This window comes from Ureibacillus sp. FSL K6-0786 (assembly GCF_037965165.1).
Lineage (GTDB): Bacteria > Bacillota > Bacilli > Bacillales_A > Planococcaceae > Ureibacillus > Ureibacillus thermosphaericus.
Genome location: NZ_CP150191.1, coordinates 1,835,060 through 1,851,526, shown reverse-complemented (window position 1 = coordinate 1,851,526; position 16,467 = coordinate 1,835,060). Strand labels below are relative to the sequence as shown.

General features: G+C 34.6%; 13 protein-coding genes. 5 read left to right on the top strand and 8 right to left on the bottom strand.

Annotated elements, in window-relative coordinates; genetic code table 11:
* Nucleotides 1-2: 2 nt before the first annotated feature.
* The 3 genes from hemG to NSQ18_RS09085 form a co-directional block, all read right to left on the bottom strand.
* Nucleotides 3-1,403: a protoporphyrinogen oxidase gene (hemG, locus tag NSQ18_RS09095; RefSeq protein ID WP_016838944.1), complete on the bottom strand. Its 1,401-nt coding sequence runs from the start codon at nucleotides 1,401-1,403 to the stop codon at nucleotides 3-5.
* A gap of 340 nt (nucleotides 1,404-1,743) precedes the next feature.
* Nucleotides 1,744-2,625 carry a tetratricopeptide repeat protein gene (locus NSQ18_RS09090; protein ID WP_339287763.1) on the bottom strand — a complete coding sequence of 294 codons (882 nt, stop codon included), beginning with the start codon at nucleotides 2,623-2,625 and terminating at the stop codon, nucleotides 1,744-1,746.
* A gap of 19 nt (nucleotides 2,626-2,644) precedes the next feature.
* Entirely contained in the window at nucleotides 2,645-3,526 is an 882-nt protein-coding gene (locus NSQ18_RS09085; RefSeq protein ID WP_016838942.1) for a LysR family transcriptional regulator, read from the bottom strand.
* Nucleotides 3,527-3,719: 193 nt separating this feature from the next.
* On the opposite strand from NSQ18_RS09085, the gene NSQ18_RS09080 reads away from it, so the two are divergent.
* Nucleotides 3,720-4,466, top strand: a complete 747-nt coding sequence (locus NSQ18_RS09080; RefSeq protein WP_016838941.1) for an alpha/beta fold hydrolase — start codon at nucleotides 3,720-3,722, stop codon at nucleotides 4,464-4,466.
* Nucleotides 4,467-4,647: 181 nt separating this feature from the next.
* Here NSQ18_RS09080 and NSQ18_RS09075 read toward each other — a convergent pair whose 3' ends face one another.
* Together NSQ18_RS09075 and NSQ18_RS09070 are read right to left on the bottom strand one after the other, a co-directional pair.
* A complete protein-coding gene (locus NSQ18_RS09075; protein WP_016838940.1) occupies nucleotides 4,648-5,808 on the bottom strand; it encodes an endonuclease Q family protein in 1,161 nt (386 codons plus the stop codon).
* 183 nt (nucleotides 5,809-5,991) lie between these two features.
* Nucleotides 5,992-6,816, bottom strand: coding sequence for a Ku protein (locus tag NSQ18_RS09070; RefSeq protein WP_096549768.1), 825 nt, complete (start codon nucleotides 6,814-6,816; stop codon nucleotides 5,992-5,994).
* Nucleotides 6,817-6,913: 97 nt separating this feature from the next.
* On the opposite strand from NSQ18_RS09070, the gene NSQ18_RS09065 reads away from it, so the two are divergent.
* Complete coding sequence (locus NSQ18_RS09065) at nucleotides 6,914-8,749, top strand: DNA ligase D (RefSeq protein WP_339287760.1); 1,836 nt, start codon at nucleotides 6,914-6,916, stop codon at nucleotides 8,747-8,749.
* A 33-nt stretch (nucleotides 8,750-8,782) separates the two neighbouring features.
* Here the strand turns inward: NSQ18_RS09065 and NSQ18_RS09060 are convergent, their stop codons facing one another.
* On the bottom strand, nucleotides 8,783-9,742 hold the full coding sequence (locus NSQ18_RS09060; RefSeq protein ID WP_096549770.1) for a cation diffusion facilitator family transporter: 960 nt from the start codon (nucleotides 9,740-9,742) through the stop codon (nucleotides 8,783-8,785).
* A gap of 49 nt (nucleotides 9,743-9,791) precedes the next feature.
* Nucleotides 9,792-10,121, bottom strand: coding sequence for a metalloregulator ArsR/SmtB family transcription factor (locus NSQ18_RS09055; protein ID WP_016838936.1), 330 nt, complete (start codon nucleotides 10,119-10,121; stop codon nucleotides 9,792-9,794).
* Between the two features lie 295 nt (nucleotides 10,122-10,416).
* Here NSQ18_RS09055 and NSQ18_RS09050 point away from each other — a divergent pair, with 295 nt between their 5' ends.
* The 3 genes from NSQ18_RS09050 to NSQ18_RS09040 are packed head-to-tail and all read left to right on the top strand — an operon-like array spanning nucleotide 10,417 to nucleotide 13,881.
* The gene (locus tag NSQ18_RS09050) at nucleotides 10,417-11,406 is read left to right on the top strand and encodes a TAXI family TRAP transporter solute-binding subunit (protein ID WP_016838935.1); all 990 of its coding nucleotides are present in this window, start codon (nucleotides 10,417-10,419) and stop codon (nucleotides 11,404-11,406) included.
* On the top strand, nucleotides 11,387-11,878 hold the full coding sequence (locus NSQ18_RS09045; RefSeq protein ID WP_016838934.1) for a DUF1850 domain-containing protein: 492 nt from the start codon (nucleotides 11,387-11,389) through the stop codon (nucleotides 11,876-11,878). Before NSQ18_RS09050 ends, NSQ18_RS09045 begins: the two co-directional genes overlap by 20 nt.
* On the top strand, nucleotides 11,875-13,881 hold the full coding sequence (locus tag NSQ18_RS09040) for a TRAP transporter permease (RefSeq protein WP_339287756.1): 2,007 nt from the start codon (nucleotides 11,875-11,877) through the stop codon (nucleotides 13,879-13,881). Before NSQ18_RS09045 ends, NSQ18_RS09040 begins: the two co-directional genes overlap by 4 nt.
* 44 nt (nucleotides 13,882-13,925) lie before the next feature.
* Here the strand turns inward: NSQ18_RS09040 and NSQ18_RS09035 are convergent, their stop codons facing one another.
* Complete coding sequence (locus NSQ18_RS09035) at nucleotides 13,926-16,160, bottom strand: S-layer homology domain-containing protein (RefSeq protein ID WP_016838932.1); 2,235 nt, start codon at nucleotides 16,158-16,160, stop codon at nucleotides 13,926-13,928.
* Between the last annotated feature and the right edge of the window lie 307 nt (nucleotides 16,161-16,467).

Genomic DNA, 16,467 nt, shown 5'->3' with positions numbered 1-16,467 from the left:
AATTAGTCGGAATTATTTAAAAAGTTGTTTATAATTTGTTTTGCTGTTTCTTTCCCGTTATCAATGCATGCACCAATTCCTACGCCGAAATAAGAGCAACCAGCAATGTAAAGATTCGGATAGAGGTTATCTAATTTTGTAATTATTTCTTGCAAAGCTTCATGATGAGCTAAATCATAAGTTGGCATGGCATCGATCCATTTTGTAATATTCACAATGGTAGGTTGTGCTTCTATATTCAAACTGAGTTGAATATCGTTCAAAGCAACCTTTGTTAACTCTTCATCACTCATTTTCACTAATTCTTGGTAGCGAGGATTACTTTCTTTATAAAACAGTCGAACAAGTAGATTTCCTTCTGTTGAAGTATGCTTCCATTTACGGCTTGTCCAAGTAGAGGCATTACATAATAAGTCGCTGTTGTAGGAAACGATAAATCCAGTGCCATCCTTAGGCAAAATAGAATCTGGTAGATCGAAGCCTACATACATCGTAATGGCTGATGCATTTTTAAATTTGTTGAAATAAGGATTTAATTCATCATTATTTAAAACTTGCTTCACGACTTGGTTGGGCAATGCTAACACAACAACATCCGATTCCAATTTTTCTCCGTTAGCGAAGGAAATTTCATAACGTTGTTCTTTCTTCTCAACAAGAACTGTTTCAGTATCTTTATATATTTCTACATCCACAAGCAGTTCTTCCATTCGATCAATTAGTTGAGATAGTCCATTTTTAAAAGAAAGGAATTTTTTATTCGCTTCCCGTTCAAACTTTTCCCGATTTGCTTGCAAACCTTTCATTATACTTCCATATTCATTTTTGTAATCAACTAAGTATGGAAGCGTAGAGGCAATGGACAATTTATAAATGTCCCCTGAGTAAACACCAGCTAATACAGGAGCTATTTGTTTCTCCACGATTTCTTTTCCTAAAAAGTATTCTAAGAAATCTCCGATGGAACTTTCCTTCGTAAATTTCGTATTCGGTATTTCCTCATCTTTTAACACTCGTTGTTTCCCTTCTTCTGAAATTAATGTGCTCGCCTTTAGGGATTCGAGAGTCATAGGAATGCCAAATACAGAGTCCTTTGGAATCGCATGTAATTCATTATTGGTGTGAATATAAGAAATTCCTGTTTCGTTATATACGACTTCCGATTCAAAATCTAGTTCCTTTACAAGTTCAATTACGCTTGGATATCGTGCTACAATGGAATCCGCTCCCGTTTCCATGATGAATCCTTTTTCACGCGCTGTGTGCATTTTTCCGCCAAGGTACGGATTTTTTTCCACAAGTACTAAACGGGCAGGAATTTCGTTTTCCTTTAATTGTTTTTGTAAATAATACATCGTGCAAAGTCCTGTAATTCCTCCACCGATAACTGTTACCGTTTTCATTCTTTACAACTCCTATAAGATCATTTTACCGTACTTTTAGTATAAACTTTTTTTATAACTCTTTCTGTGTCGGCTTTAGTAAATTTCAATATAGTAAACAACAAATATGCTTTTGACTGTTGAATTTATTTCAAAAGGAATTTTGATAATTTATTCAATTTATTAAACAATAAAAAACAGCCCTTTCCACTATACTACAAAGGACTGTTTCACTATATTCAACTAGTTTTTCATAATCCAACTTTAGAATCACAATCTCTTCATAGCATGTAATGTTCTGTCATCCCCACTACATTACGGAATATGGAATGTAGTAATGCAATACTTTTTAGTGTGCTTATTATTCATTATACTCATTTTGCTTTTGTTGTTTTGCCAGTTCTCGCCAGCGGGCTGCCGCTTTTTTATCTACTTCAACATCAATCCCATTTTCGTAAATATATGCGATATTTAACTTTGCTTGATAATCTCCTAGCAACGAAGCTCTCTTATAATAATAAAGTGCTTTCTTTCCGTTTCTTTCAACACCGATTCCATTCTCATATAGAAACCCTAAATTATAAATTGAATCAATGTGATGGTATTCCGCTGCTTTTTCAAACCACTCAATAGCAAGAGGGACATTCCTCTCCCTGCCCAATAGACCCTCAAAATAGATGGAACCCATTCGATATTGGGCATCGAGATCCCCGCCTTCAGCTGCCTTCAAATAATATTGAAATGCTTTTTCGTCATCTCTATTTACCCCAATTCCTTGCTCATACATAATTCCTAATGTAAACATTGCTTCTACAACATTCTGTTTTGCAGCCACTTCAAACCATTTTAAAGCTTCCTTATAATTTACATTTCCTACTTCACCGTTTAAATACATGTCTGCTAAGTTATTAGCTGCATCAGGATTTCCGTTTTTTGCTGCCTTTTTATATAATGAAAAAGCCATTTCAATATCTTCTTCAACGCCAAGTCCTTCGTAATAGCAATTAGCCAACTGATATTGTGCTTCACTATTTCCCGCTTTACTCGCTTTTTGCAACCAGTAAACAGAAAGAGAATATTCCTCCATGATCCTGTATATATCCGCTAATTCAACCATCGCTTCTACGTTCTTTTCATGGGCAAGTTGGTATATATTTTTCGCTTCTAGCATTTGTTCTTCTGTAAGCAAATGACGCAATTGTTGTAAACGCTCTTCAAATCTTTCCTGCATCTCTAATTCCATCACCATCGACACCTTATCTTCATTTAAAATATTCGACTAAATAATTTTTAAATTTCGTTGCAGCAGGAGACATATAACGGCCTTTAACCCATGATACACCGATTTTCCGCTCACAAATGGGTTCTTTAACCGATATTTTTCTTACATTATACTCATTCAATCCTTTAATGTCTGGAATAATCGAAATACCATGGCCAGCACTAACAAATCCTGCTACTGTATGTGGATCTTCTCCTTCAAATGTAATATTCGTTTTAGCAATTCCCACATCTTTTAATAATTGGTCTACAATATGACGTAATGCATTCCCTTTTTTTATAGATACAAAAGGTTCATCTTTTATTTCAGACAAATTGATAAATTCTTTATTTGCAAACCGATGATTTTCTGGAACGATAACAAACAATTCTTCCTTCCATAATTCAATCCATTCAATATCAACTATTTTTGATTCAATACGTTGGGATAAACATAAATCGATATCCCCTTCTTCCAACAATTCTAATAAATTCAATGAAGAAGCTTGAGTTAAAGTAAACTTGATATTCGGATATTTTTCGTGAACATGAGCCATCAATTCAGGCACAATCTCCATCCCTAAAGTGTGGATAAATCCTAATGATACCTCTCCATATCCTGGCATAATCAATCCATTGATTTCCTGTTTCGCTCGATTATATTCTTCTAAAATCGTATTCACTCTTTCCAAAAAAAGTTTTCCATAGCGATTCAATACAATGGAACGGCCTTGCCTATCAAAAAGAGGTACTCCAATTTCTTGTTCGATATTTGAAATCGACTTACTTAATGCCGGCTGAGAAATGTTTAACAATTCAGCAGCGTGAGTCATATGTTCTATTTCAGCAACAACTTTGAAATATTCCAATTGTTGTATTTCCATTTACATACCCCTTTTGTTAATTGATAACCATTTAGAATGGTTTTGATAAAAATAATAAATTGTATTTATGTAAGGCTGTATCTATAATAAGTTTACAAGATTGATTTGCATAACAAAATTCATTTTAAAAAACAAGATATTTTCATTTTTTTTCATTTTATTGTAACATTATTTATAAAAGGAGTACTTCATAATGAAAATCGTTTCGCCAAAACCATTTACTATTGAGACGGGAAAACGCGCTGTCTTATTACTACATGGTTTTACAGGCAACACTAATGATGTGAAGCGTTTAGGTCGTTATTTAGCAGATCGCAATTATACGGTTCATGCTCCTTTATATAAAGGGCATGGAAGTGACCCTTTAACCCTTATTAACACAGACCCAATCGAATGGTGGAATAGCGCTGTTGAAGGTTACGATGAACTTCGCAGAAGAGGGTATAAAGAAATTGCGGTTGCTGGTGTTTCTTTAGGCGGCATTTTCTCACTACGCCTAGGTGAAGAACGACCAATTAAAGCAATCGTAACAATGTCAGCACCAGCGTTATCTAAAAGTGTTGACAGCTTACAACAACGTATTATTAGCTACACAATTAATTACAAAAAATTAACTGGCACATATAATGAAGATGTAGATAAACCAGAAAACTTAGCGAAAACATATCGAATGCCGAAGCTAGAATACTTGCAAGGCATTATTAATGATACAAGCGCAAAATTAAATCAAATAGACAAACCTGTTCATATTTTACGTGGGTTAAATGATGATGAATACTACTGCCAAAGCGCAGATTACATTTATAACTCTGTAAAATCGCGCATTAAATCTGTTAAAAGCTTTATTAATTCAGGTCACATTTTAACTGTAGATAAAGAACGTGACCTTGTATTTGAAGAAGTATATCGCTTCTTTGAAAGTTTAAAATGGGAAGAATAATATTTGAATCTTCTCAACATAATAAATAATGTATCCCCTAGCAAATTCCCCAATTTGCTATAAAATATATGTCCTTGAGACATACATCCCTTTGGCAAGCTACGAAATAGATCCCCGTCTAACTTCGTAGCTTGTTTTTAATTTATATATAGGAGAAGCTTAAATAAGTTAAGCATGTTTTTTACTCAATTACTTTCCCATACACACCGCCTCCGCCAACCTCAATATTTAATTTTCCTCTTCTTGCTAAATCAATTAGATTAGCAATTTTCTTTGGAACCACTTGCTCCAATTGTTCTACCGACACTTCATGTAAAATAGCCATTTCCGTACCGAAAGCTTCAATCAATCGACGAATCGTCTTTGCTCCAACTCCCGGGATAAAATCTAACGGAACTTGATGGATATATGGTGGTCGATGACGAGTAGGGGGTTTATGATCCTTCAATTCGTTTATTCTTTTAGAAACGCCCTTTACCAAATGGCTGCTTCCGCATGCTGAACATGATTCTTCCGATTCAACATGTTCACCACATTCTTGACAAACAGTGGAGTGATACTTTCCTAATAGAGGATTTAATCCATAATTCGCTAAAATCTTTCGGCCGCCTTTTTCTTGTAAAGCGTAAACAAGCTCTTTAAAATTTGCATCCTCCAGCTGAACTTTTTGATATTCTCTTGCCAGTTTCCCTAAAGAATGAGCATCTGAGTTTGTGACGAAAGGATATTTTTCAAGTTCACTTATTCCTTGCACCATGTATGTATCAGAGCTCAATCCAAGTTCAATGGCATCAATTCGTTCAGGATCAAACACTTCCGATAAGCTTTTTTCTACTCCCTTTCCATAAAGGCTTTTAAAAGGTGTAAACACATGGGCTGGAATAAATAGCCCCTCTAATTCTTGTACTTTTTGTTGTAAAGTCCTCCCATCACAATAGATGCGTTGTGAACTTAAATGAATATTTTTTAAAAGAGGACGCATCCATTCGGAAAATTTCTTCATGTACTCAAGAGTTGGAAAGAAGGAGAGAACATGAATCGGCCCCTTACAGTGTTCATCAAAAATCTCGATTTCCGAGCCTGGAATGAGTGTCGTCTTATCAAATCGCAATCCCCCTTCCGGAAGAAGCTCAATTCTTTGTTCTTCTACCAGTTGTTCGATTTCCTTTATGACTTCAGGTGAATGGCAATCGATTATCCCAACGATGTCAAGTCCTTTTTGACTTGAGGCGGTTTGTAATATATTTTTTAGCGTTAAATTTTTACTCCCTGTTATTTTTACTGCTCGTCCACTCTCAGTTCTTCCGATATGTATATGTAAATCAACATAGTAATTCTTCATCTTTTCACGTCCTTGTAACTTAAATTTTATTTTAGCATATTTTTTTCGTAAATTTTTCGTATAAAAAAGGACATTACAAAGGAGTTAATCTTTGGAATGTCCCTTTACTCAAAATGTATTTATCAAATTTTTTATTCTAATGAAGTGTTTCACACATCAATCAAAAAATTAAATAGTGCAACATTATGCTTCTTTTTTCTCTTTTGTTTTTTTCTTTCTTGTGGCAGGTTTCTTTTTCGTTTTATTTAATGATGCTTCTAGAGCACTCATCAAATCGGTCATATCAGGTGGAATGGCTGGATTTTTCTCCGCAGCTGTTACGGTTTCTCCCGCTTTTTTCTGCTCAATCAGTTCGAGAAGTGCTGTACGATACTCATCATGATATTTCTCTGGTTCAAATTTTACCGTCAGTTGATCAATTAACATCAATGCAGTTTCTAATTCTTTTTGTACAACCTTTTCATCACTCGGGATATTCGGAACATCTTTAGCATTTCTAACTTCATCTGGAAAATAAATTGTTTCCATTAACAATGTATCTTCATATACCCGAACAACTGCTAATTGTTCTTTTGAACGTATAGTAATTTTAGCAACTCCGATTTTTCCTGATTCTTTCAACGCTTGACGTAGCAAAGCATATGCTTTCAATCCACCTGTATCAGGTGATAAAAAATAGCTTTTTTCAAAATAAATTGGATCGATTTCTTCTAGCTTGACAAATTCTATAATTTCTACAGCCTTTTCTTCATTTTCTTTCCTCAATTCTTCCAAATCTTCCTCATCCAACACGACAAATTTATTCTTTGCGTATTCATAAGCTTTGACAATCTCTTCACTTTTCACTTCTCTGTCGCAAACGGGACATACCTTTTTATAATTAATGGGACTATGACATTCTTTGTGAAGCTGTCTAAGTTTTACATCTTTATTTTCTGTAGCTGCGTGGAGTTTAACAGGTATATTCACTAACCCAAAACTGATGCTACCTTTCCATATCGTATGCATAGCGTCACCTACTTTTTTCTTATTATGCTTAAATGAAAAATAACTATGTATAACCTTTAACCTCTGTTCAACAATAATGAAAAAAGAGGTTTTCGTCATGAAGCCAATGTTATTAACTTCAGTAGAGGAGTTACCTGTAGGTGACGAGTGGATTTATGAAGCTAAATATGATGGTTATCGAGCGATCTTGGTATGGGAAAATGAAATTCCTACCATTATCAGCAGAAATGGCAACGAATTAACACCACTTTTCCCTGAATTAATTGAATTTTGTAAGCGGTATTTTTCGTTCGTTAAATCTTTTCTTCCACTAACTTTAGATGGGGAAATTGTATACTTAGAAAACAATTTTCGAAGTAATTTTTCTATCGTTCAATCCCGGGGAAAAACAAAAACAAAACAAAAAATTCAACAAGCTAGCCAAAAATTTCCTTGCCAATATATCGCTTTTGATTTACTGCAATTCAAAGGAAAAGAAATGCATTTCTTTCCTCTATCCAAAAGAAAAGAACATTTAAGTCAGCTTTTTTCAAAGGCGAACCTCCCAAAAAATATACAATTTTTCTGCCGTGGACAAATACAATGTATTGAAAGCTTCCAACAGAGGGATGTTCTTTGGAAAATCATTAAAGAGCATAATGGTGAAGGAATGGTTGCAAAACGAAAAACAAGCCTATGGATTAGTGGAAAGCGTTCAACGGACTGGTTAAAAATAAAAAACTGGCGACTTGTATCCGTTGTTGTCCATTCCTTCAACAAAGCAAACGGCTATTTTACAGGTGCAATTTTTAAAGAGCATCAATTAATAGAAGTAACAACTTTTAAACATGGTTTGTCCGATGAAGAATTTAACACATTGGGATCGTTTTTTGAGACGAAAGGAGAAAAAATCTCCAGTTCAATTTGGACTTTACCTCCTTCCATTTGCGTTGACATTGCATGTATCGATTTTGATGGAAAAACATTAAGAGAACCTCGTTTCCATTCTTTTCGTTTCGATTTACTACCAGAAGAATGTAATTGGAAAACATTTTTAAAACAACTTCATCCCATACCCGAACATGTACAAGTTACTCATCCTGAAAAACCAGTCTGGCCGAAACTTAATTTATTGAAAGATGATTATATTCTTTATTTAGACATGATTGCTCCCTATTTGCTTCCCTTTTTACAAAACCGAGCTCTAACGGCGATTCGTTATCCACATGGCGTTCCTGGCGAAAACTTTTATCAAAAAAATGTACCAGACTACGCACCTGATTTCGTTCAAACTATGCGGATCGATTCTATTGATTATATTGTTTGCAACGACATACCCACATTATTATGGCTAGGCAATCAATTAGTATTGGAATTTCATATTCCTTTCCAAACGATTAACACAACCTATCCAACAGAAATCGTGTTTGACTTAGATCCACCTTCCGTCAGCGAATTTCCATATGCCATTGAAGCAGCTCTAAGAATGAAAGCAATTTTTGATCGATTTCAGCTGCAATCATTTGTCAAAACGTCTGGCGGAAAAGGTTTGCAACTCTATATACCGTTGCCAAAAAATCAATTCACCTATGATGAAACCCGCATCTTTACTGAATTCATTTGTAAATTTTTAGTAAATCAGGAGCCGAATATTTTTACATTAGAGCGGTTAAAAAAGAAAAGAGGAAATAAGTTGTATTTAGATTATGTGCAACATGCAGAAGGAAAAACAATTATTGCACCATATTCTCCCCGTGGAAATGAATTAGGCTGTGTCGCAACACCTCTTTACTGGGAAGAGGTGAAAGAAGGATTGCATCCAAATAACTTTACGATTCCAAAAGTGGTTGAACGACTGAATACGTTAGGCAACCCATTTAACAATTATTTTGAGGCTGGAGAAAAACAGAATTTTAAAGAAGTCATTGAAGAATTAAAAAATATATTAAAATAAAAAATCCTCCATCAAAATTGATGGAGGTCCATATTAATGATGATGATGGTGATGATGGTGTTGATTACCTTGAATTTTACATAATACAGAATCTTCATGTACATGATCAGCATCTTCTATTTGTACGGTCATATGTGCAATTCCTAAATGCAGCAGTTCATGCTCAATTTTTCTTAATATCTTCTGAGTTTCTTTTAACGTTAAATGTTCATCTACCACTGCATGACAGGATAGTGCGTTTTGTCCACTTGTAATACTCCATACATGTAAATCATGGATACCGATAATACCAGGCGTATTGCTAAATAATGAAATAATTTCATCTATATTGACGTTGCTTGGTACACCTTCCATTAAAACATGAATGGCATCTTTCGTTACTCGATAGCCGCTATTTAAAATAATTATTGCCACAATAATACTTGCCACTGGATCCATCCATCCCCAGCCAAGGAACATGATGGATAGTGCTGCTACAATTGCTGCAACTGAACCTAACATATCTCCAATAACATGAAGAAAAGCAGCTCTCATATTTAAATTATCGTGAGTATCGCCACCGCGCATTAATATCCAAGCCACAAGCACATTCACTGCCAACCCGACAATTGCAATTCCAAGCATACCAACAGATGCAATTTCCGGAGGGGAAATGAAACGTTCAATTGCTTCAATAACAATAAAAATTGAAATAAGAATTAATGTAACACCATTAAAAACCGCCGCTAATATTTCAAAACGTCGATATCCATAAGTTCTTGAATAATCTGCAATCTTTTCACCAAACTTGAAGGCAAGCACACCAACTCCTAGCGATACTGCGTCACTCAACATATGTCCAGCATCCGAAAGAAGTGCAAGACTGTTTGTTAATAAGCCGCCGATCGCTTCTACAATCATATATGTGGCAATAATGAAAAATGCAATAGTTAATGTTTTTTTGTTAGCACCATGAGTATGATCATGGTGTGCATGATTATGGCCATGCCCCATCAGTAAACCCCCTTTATATTAGTATATATTCATATAAAAATAAATGTTCTTAATGTTTAGAATGCTCTATTGTTTGATGTAACATATGCATCACGTGGTCATCATCGTGAGAATAGTAAAGTGTTGTACCTTCTCTGCGATATTTGACAAGCCTTAAGTTTTTTAAAAATCGTAACTGATGAGAAACGGTAGGTTGACTTAAATTTAATTTTTTTGCAATCTCATTAACCGAATACTCATTGTGTGAAAGTAAATATAAGATTCGTATTCGAGTTGGGTCGCTTAACGCTTTAAACGTTTGAGAAACTAAAAATAATGTTTCATCATCTAAATCATTATGTTCGGAATTTTCTTCTTGATGAATGAATTCGTTTTCCATGTTTAACACACCCCAAATAATTTCTTATATGAACATTTGTTCATATAAATATATTATAAATCATAGATTTCTCTATGGGAAGTAGTGAAAGAATTTAATTTACTCTAAATAAATATCGACTAATTAATGTTAAAAAAGATAGTATTCGTGAAATTTTGACATCTATATAAGCGATTTGATAAATAGCTTTGTCGTAAATTGTCAGAAAAATCTGTTTTTTGATGTATTCAATTTTTCTTTTATTATATGTACACTAAAAACTATAGTTTCAAAAAAATCCTTTGGAGGTAAATTTATGAATAGGGTACTATTTTTTGCTTTTGTACTATCATTATCATTGATGCTTGCGGCATGTAACAGCAGCGGAAATAATCAAGCCAGCGACAATGATAAATCAGCTGCAACTGATGGTTTAGATACGAACATTGTAACAATCGCAACAGGAGGAGCAAGTGGTCCTTACAATATTATTGGTTCAACACTTGCCGACCAATATACCAAAACATTTGATGTGAACTCCCGCACTCAAACAACAGGTGCTTCTGTTGAAAATATTAATTTATTAGAACAAGGTAAAGCAGAAATTGCATTTGTCATGAGTGATGCTTTATCCCAAGCTATTAATGGTGAAGTAAGTTTCAATGAGCCAGTGAAAAATGTATCTCATATAGCAACTTTATATCCAAATGTTGTACAAATTATTACAAAAAAAGGAACTGGTATTAATACGATTGAAGATTTAAAAGGTAAACGCGTTGCCGTAGGTGACCAAAATTCAGGGGTTGAAATCAATGCACGCGTGTTATTAAAGGGACATGGCATTACTTACGATGATTTGAAAGTGGATTATTTGGGTTATGCAGAAGCAGCTGATGGATTAAAAGCTGGTACAATTGATGCCGCCTTCTTAACAAGTGGTCTTCCTAATGCTTCAGTATTAGAATTAGCCGAATCAATCGATTTACAATTAGTTTCAATCAATCCTGACAAAGTGGCAGAAATTGCAAAAGAACATCCGTACTTTGTTGCTTACGACATTCCAGCAGATACTTACGGAAACAAAGAAGCGATTCCTACAGCAGCAGTTCCGAATGCACTAGTAGTTCGTGCAGATATGAGTGAAGATGATGTATATAAATTAACAAAACAATTCTTCGAAAGTTTGCCAACATTACAAAATGCTCACCAAGCAGCAAATGATATCACATTAGAAGGTGCACAACAAAATATTGTTGCACCGCTTCACCCAGGTGCTAAACGCTTCTATGATGAACAAAGTCAGTAAAACACTTCTCATGGGAGGTACGGGTTTTCTCGTCCTCCTTTTCTTATCCCACTTGATCAAGTTTCCTCTCTTAACTTTTGAAATTAAGGACCACCTACTTTGGTCAACCAATAAACATTTCGCAATCAAATGGATTCATTCTGTAGAAAAGGAAGAATGGGTGGAGTTCTATGAAATAAAAGAAGACGCTTTGTTATTAACAAAAACAAAATTTAAAACTTTCGGTGCCGGGGTTCCAAGCACCCCAAAAGAGAGTAAACAAGCAGCATTAATAGATGGATTTGTAGAATTGGAAATTAATCGTTCCTTTCCATCCATTCAACTAGTCGTATCTGAAAATGTAAAGAGTACCTTAATTATCGATGATAAAGAAATTTTATTATATGAACTGGCGGGAGACTACGAACCCGTAACCATTTCCATACAAACAATTTCTCTTTGGGACATGTTATTGAAGGGGGAATGTCTATGACACAAACAATCAAAGAACCAGTCATTTCAGAAAATATTTCGGACGAAAAAATACAAGAGGTTTTGGAAAAATACGATGCCGATTCGAAAGTGAGAAAATACAATTCAAAAAAATTAATTATTTTTGTTAGTATTCTTGGCATTTTATATTCATTATTTCATTTGTATACAACTTTCAACCCGCTCCCTACACTTCTCATGCGATCCATTCACTTATTATTTGCGATGGGACTTGTTTTCCTCCTTTATCCTACATACGGAAAACAAGGACGAGATAAAATTCCAGTTTACGATTGGCTCTTGTTTGGTTTATGTCTTGTTTCTTGCGGCTATCTATTTATGGAATACGAAGAAATTATGACTGCTAGAGGAGGCATTCCAAATACATTCGATATCGCAGTTGCCATTATGACTGTTTTATTGGTACTTGAAACTGCAAGACGTGTAACAGGTTGGATTTTACCTCTGTTAGCACTGGCATTTTTAAGTTATCCATTCTTCAGTCATCAAGCTTGGCTGCCTCGTATCATGATGACACGTCCCTTTGATTTAGGAGATATTTTTGGACAATTGTACTTAAAAACGGAAGGATTATTTTCTACTGCAATTGGTGCCTCTGTGCAATATATTTTCCTTTTTATTTTATTTGGTTCATTTTTAGCCAAATCTGGAATGGGACAGTTTTTCAACGACTTGGCTCTTGCTCTTGCAGGACATAGACAAGGTGGTCCTGCAAAAGTTGCAGTAATTTCGAGCGCCTTTATGGGAAGTATCAATGGTTCAGCAGTTGCCAATGTCGTTGGAACAGGTGCATTTACCATACCATTAATGAAAAAAATTGGTTACGAGAAAAACTTTGCAGGCGCCGTTGAAGCCAGCGCTTCGATTGGTGGGCAAATTTTGCCTCCAGTAATGGGAGCCAGTGCATTTATTATGGCTGAAACCACAGGAATCAGCTATGTTACAATCGCCCTTGCGGCAATTATACCAGCGCTTTTATACTTCTTAGGTGTTATTATGCAAGTTCACTTCCGGGCAGGTCATACCAAGTTAAAAGGAATTCCAAAACCTGACTTACCACGGGTAAAGGAAGTATTTAAAGAAGGCGGCCATTTAATCCTTCCTCTTATCGGGCTTATAGTATTACTCGGTTCAGGTATGCCTGTTGCCCATGCTGCCTTTTGGACAATTATCATGACAATCGTTGTCTCTGCCCTTCGTAAAAATACACGAATGTCCTTTAAAGACATTTTGCTTGCTCTCGAAGACGGGACACGCCAGTCATTATCGACAGTTATAGCATGTGGTGTAGTTGGAATTATTATTGGGGTAGTCAACTTGACTAGTTTCGGTGCTACGTTAACATCTGCGATTACAACTCTTGGAGGCAATAGTTTATTTTTAACATTATTCTTAACGATGATTGCTTCGATTATCTTGGGAATGGGCTTACCAAGTATTCCTGCTTATATTATTACTGCAACGATGGTTGCACCTGCATTAGCGGATTTTGGAGTACCAGTTTTAGTTGCACATATGTTTGTTTTCTACTTTGGTATTTTCGCAAACATCACACCTCCTGTGGCACTGGCTTCCTTTGCTGGAGCAGGTCTTTCAGGTGGAAGCCCAATGAAGACCGGTTTTATTTCCGTACGTCTAGCACTTGCAGGCTTCATCGTTCCGTATATTTTTGTCTATGCACCAGAGATGTTATTAATCGATCCAACAGGTCTTCCAATGAATGCAACAGAATTTCCATTTGCTTCTCCACTTGATATTATTAAGGTGACGGTTTCTTCCATAATAGGTGTAATAGGCATTGGGGCTGCGATTGAAGGGTACTTTAAAACTAATCTCAACATAGTCCTTCGTCTTGTACTCGCTGTAGGATCATTGTTATTAATTATTCCTGAATTTTACACAGATATAATTGGTATAATCACTGTGTTAGGAATCTTCGCATTTAATACATTTCAAGCAAAAAAACAACTTAAAAATGCATAGAAAAAGGCTGTCTAGTACATCTCTAGACAGCCTTTCAACCATTATTAGTCAAAATACAAATTCATATCATTTGCTTTATGGGCAAGTCGTACTGCAGATGTAACAAATTCAGCATATGTGACAGGTCGTTTTGGTTCAAATAGGTTATTTTCTGCAGGAATTAATCCAAGAGAATTTGCTAACGATACATAGCCAATATAATGACTATTTACTAAATCTACATCTTTCACATTGCTTTTATATATTTCTGAATGCTTCGCAGCTTCTTCTAATCCTAATGCTCTAATGTACCAAACAGCTAATTGTTCTCTCGTAATGTTTGTATCTGGGTTAAAGCCTTTATTTTTCGGATCAAGAATGCCCATAGAAACAGCTTTTTCTACGATATGGAAATACGGATGATCTGGTCCGATATTTTCGTATGTTTGTTTTTTCATTTCTTCGCTATTGTAATAATAGTCTTCATAGAAGTAAGTTAAAGATTTAACTAAACCTTTTAATACTTCTCCTTTCGTAATTGGAGCATCCGCATTAAAGCTATCAATATCCCCTATTTCTAAATAGCCGTTCTCAATAAAGAAATTCAATTCTTTTTCCGCAGTTGGATGAGAAACCTTTTGCTCTTCACTTATTTCTGGATTTTGCAAATAGCTTGGAGTTTTCCATTCCCCACTTATCGCATCTAAATAACTATAAATATTTCCATTATAAATTGGCGAGTACACTAAAGCATAATGAGGATTTTCATCTGGTTGTATATAGCTAAGCTCCACATCTGTACTGTTCATTATAATATTTTTTGCTTCTTCTGCTGAAATTGCATTATTTATTGCCGGCCATTCATTGTTTTCATGATATCCGACATGTAAATTAATCAATTCACCAGTATCACTTATAGCTACATGTAATTCATCACCAATCACTGGAATTCCATTTACTATTCTTGGGAATGTAAAGAAATACAATCCATTATAATGTTCTAACCTTTGCTCAATTGGTTTTGAATAATGGTGAAGTTTTGATGGCGCATATTGTTTTAAATAGCCAATCGCTTTAGAAAGAGCTTGTTCCTCAGTTATTTTTCTTTGATTTTTTGGCTTTTCTCCAATCTGAGCTAATAAGTCAGATTTAATATCATAGTACTCGATTAAATCTCCAGTCTGTTTATCAAATGTAATGTTTGTCCCATATCCACCACGGTCATATTCATAGCTATACGAAACGTAAATAATTTCATTTCCATAATAGTTCTCTGTCTCTTCCACGCTATCAATCGTTAAACGTACTTTATTAGAATTAATCTTTAAAATTTGTTCTGCTAATTGTTTTGCTTGTTCAACAGTCATCCCTTGATATTTTGGTGAAAGGGGTTGATTCGTTAATTGGTCCACATTTTTGTTTTCTGGTGGATTAGATTGAAATTTATTTCCTACCAACCAATTTCCAGTTAAGGCATGAATTCCCTCTTTAATGGACGGCACATATACTAACTCTGCTTTTTGTTCTCCCGTATAGTAGTTGTAATCTAATTGATATCGTAATTGAACAGATAAATTGTCTTTTATTTTTTTCATTATTTCTTCTTTATTTATTACTTTATTTACATCATCAAATGTTGCTGATAAGAATTCACTGCGATATAAATGAGTTACTTCTCCATTCCCTAAAACTGATATTGAAATTCTTTGATCTGGAATTGTAATACCGTTTTCTGTACGTACAAATGAAAATGAATATTGAACTGGTTCAGTTAATAATTGTTTTGGTCCTGGATAATAATATACATCGTCTTCTTCAGAAAGTTTATATTTTTTGCCTGCTGTAAATTGTTCAATAAATTTTTTTGCAATTTCCTTTGCTTCATCTTTTGATACTTTCGCAGGGAACATAGCATCTTTTGTATCAATTGGATCTAAATATAAAGATTCAATCTCTAAGTTTTCCCCAGCAAAAGTAATATCACCATAAACGTATCGATTGCCGCTTATTTTTTTGTGGAAGCTTAAATTGTAACGAACGGTATTATCATTTGGATAGTGTCCACTTCTTAAATGGAAGTCAGATTCTGATAAAAAATCATATTTATTTGGGAAAACATCTTTAAACTTTTTTATTAATTCGCTTTTTGATACAGTAGTTTCAGTAGATGCAATAAGAATTTCCAATTGTTGAGGTTTTTCATATACGTCCAAAGGCGTTTCAGCTAAAGCTGGTGTTGCAAGTAATCCAACTGACAATGTAGCAGCAGTTGCAATCGTTCCTATTTTTTTAAATTTCACCAATAGTCCTCCTTTTTATTTACTAATTTTAATTTTAAGACATTTCTATATTGGTTTAAATAGGAAATTACCCCTGTATTTAACTCCAAAATTAATAGTTCTATAACAAAATTAGCATTTTTTAGTAATTTTAAATTTATTAATTTTACATATTGCTAATAATCCGTACTTTTATGTATTAGAAAAATATATTTGATATGTCATTCTGTGAACAAATTAATGCCCGGCTCGAGCTTACTGATGAAATAGTTTTCTATATCTCGAGACTCGGGCTAGTTTCCTAAATTTTGATGATTCTTTTTTATAA

Coding starts and splice junctions, on each gene's coding strand:
- NSQ18_RS09070 (WP_096549768.1), bottom strand. CDS start 6,816: ATGCATACGATATGGAAAGGTAGCATCAGTTTTGGGTTAGTGAATATA.
- NSQ18_RS09060 (WP_096549770.1), bottom strand. CDS start 9,742: ATGGGGCATGGCCATAATCATGCACACCATGATCATACTCATGGTGCT.
- NSQ18_RS09045 (WP_016838934.1), top strand. CDS start 11,387: ATGATGAACAAAGTCAGTAAAACACTTCTCATGGGAGGTACGGGTTTT.
- NSQ18_RS09065 (WP_339287760.1), top strand. CDS start 6,914: ATGAAGCCAATGTTATTAACTTCAGTAGAGGAGTTACCTGTAGGTGAC.
- NSQ18_RS09040 (WP_339287756.1), top strand. CDS start 11,875: ATGACACAAACAATCAAAGAACCAGTCATTTCAGAAAATATTTCGGAC.
- NSQ18_RS09080 (WP_016838941.1), top strand. CDS start 3,720: ATGAAAATCGTTTCGCCAAAACCATTTACTATTGAGACGGGAAAACGC.
- NSQ18_RS09050 (WP_016838935.1), top strand. CDS start 10,417: ATGAATAGGGTACTATTTTTTGCTTTTGTACTATCATTATCATTGATG.
- NSQ18_RS09085 (WP_016838942.1), bottom strand. CDS start 3,526: ATGGAAATACAACAATTGGAATATTTCAAAGTTGTTGCTGAAATAGAA.
- NSQ18_RS09055 (WP_016838936.1), bottom strand. CDS start 10,121: ATGGAAAACGAATTCATTCATCAAGAAGAAAATTCCGAACATAATGAT.
- hemG (WP_016838944.1), bottom strand. CDS start 1,403: ATGAAAACGGTAACAGTTATCGGTGGAGGAATTACAGGACTTTGCACG.
- NSQ18_RS09090 (WP_339287763.1), bottom strand. CDS start 2,625: ATGGAATTAGAGATGCAGGAAAGATTTGAAGAGCGTTTACAACAATTG.
- NSQ18_RS09075 (WP_016838940.1), bottom strand. CDS start 5,808: ATGAAGAATTACTATGTTGATTTACATATACATATCGGAAGAACTGAG.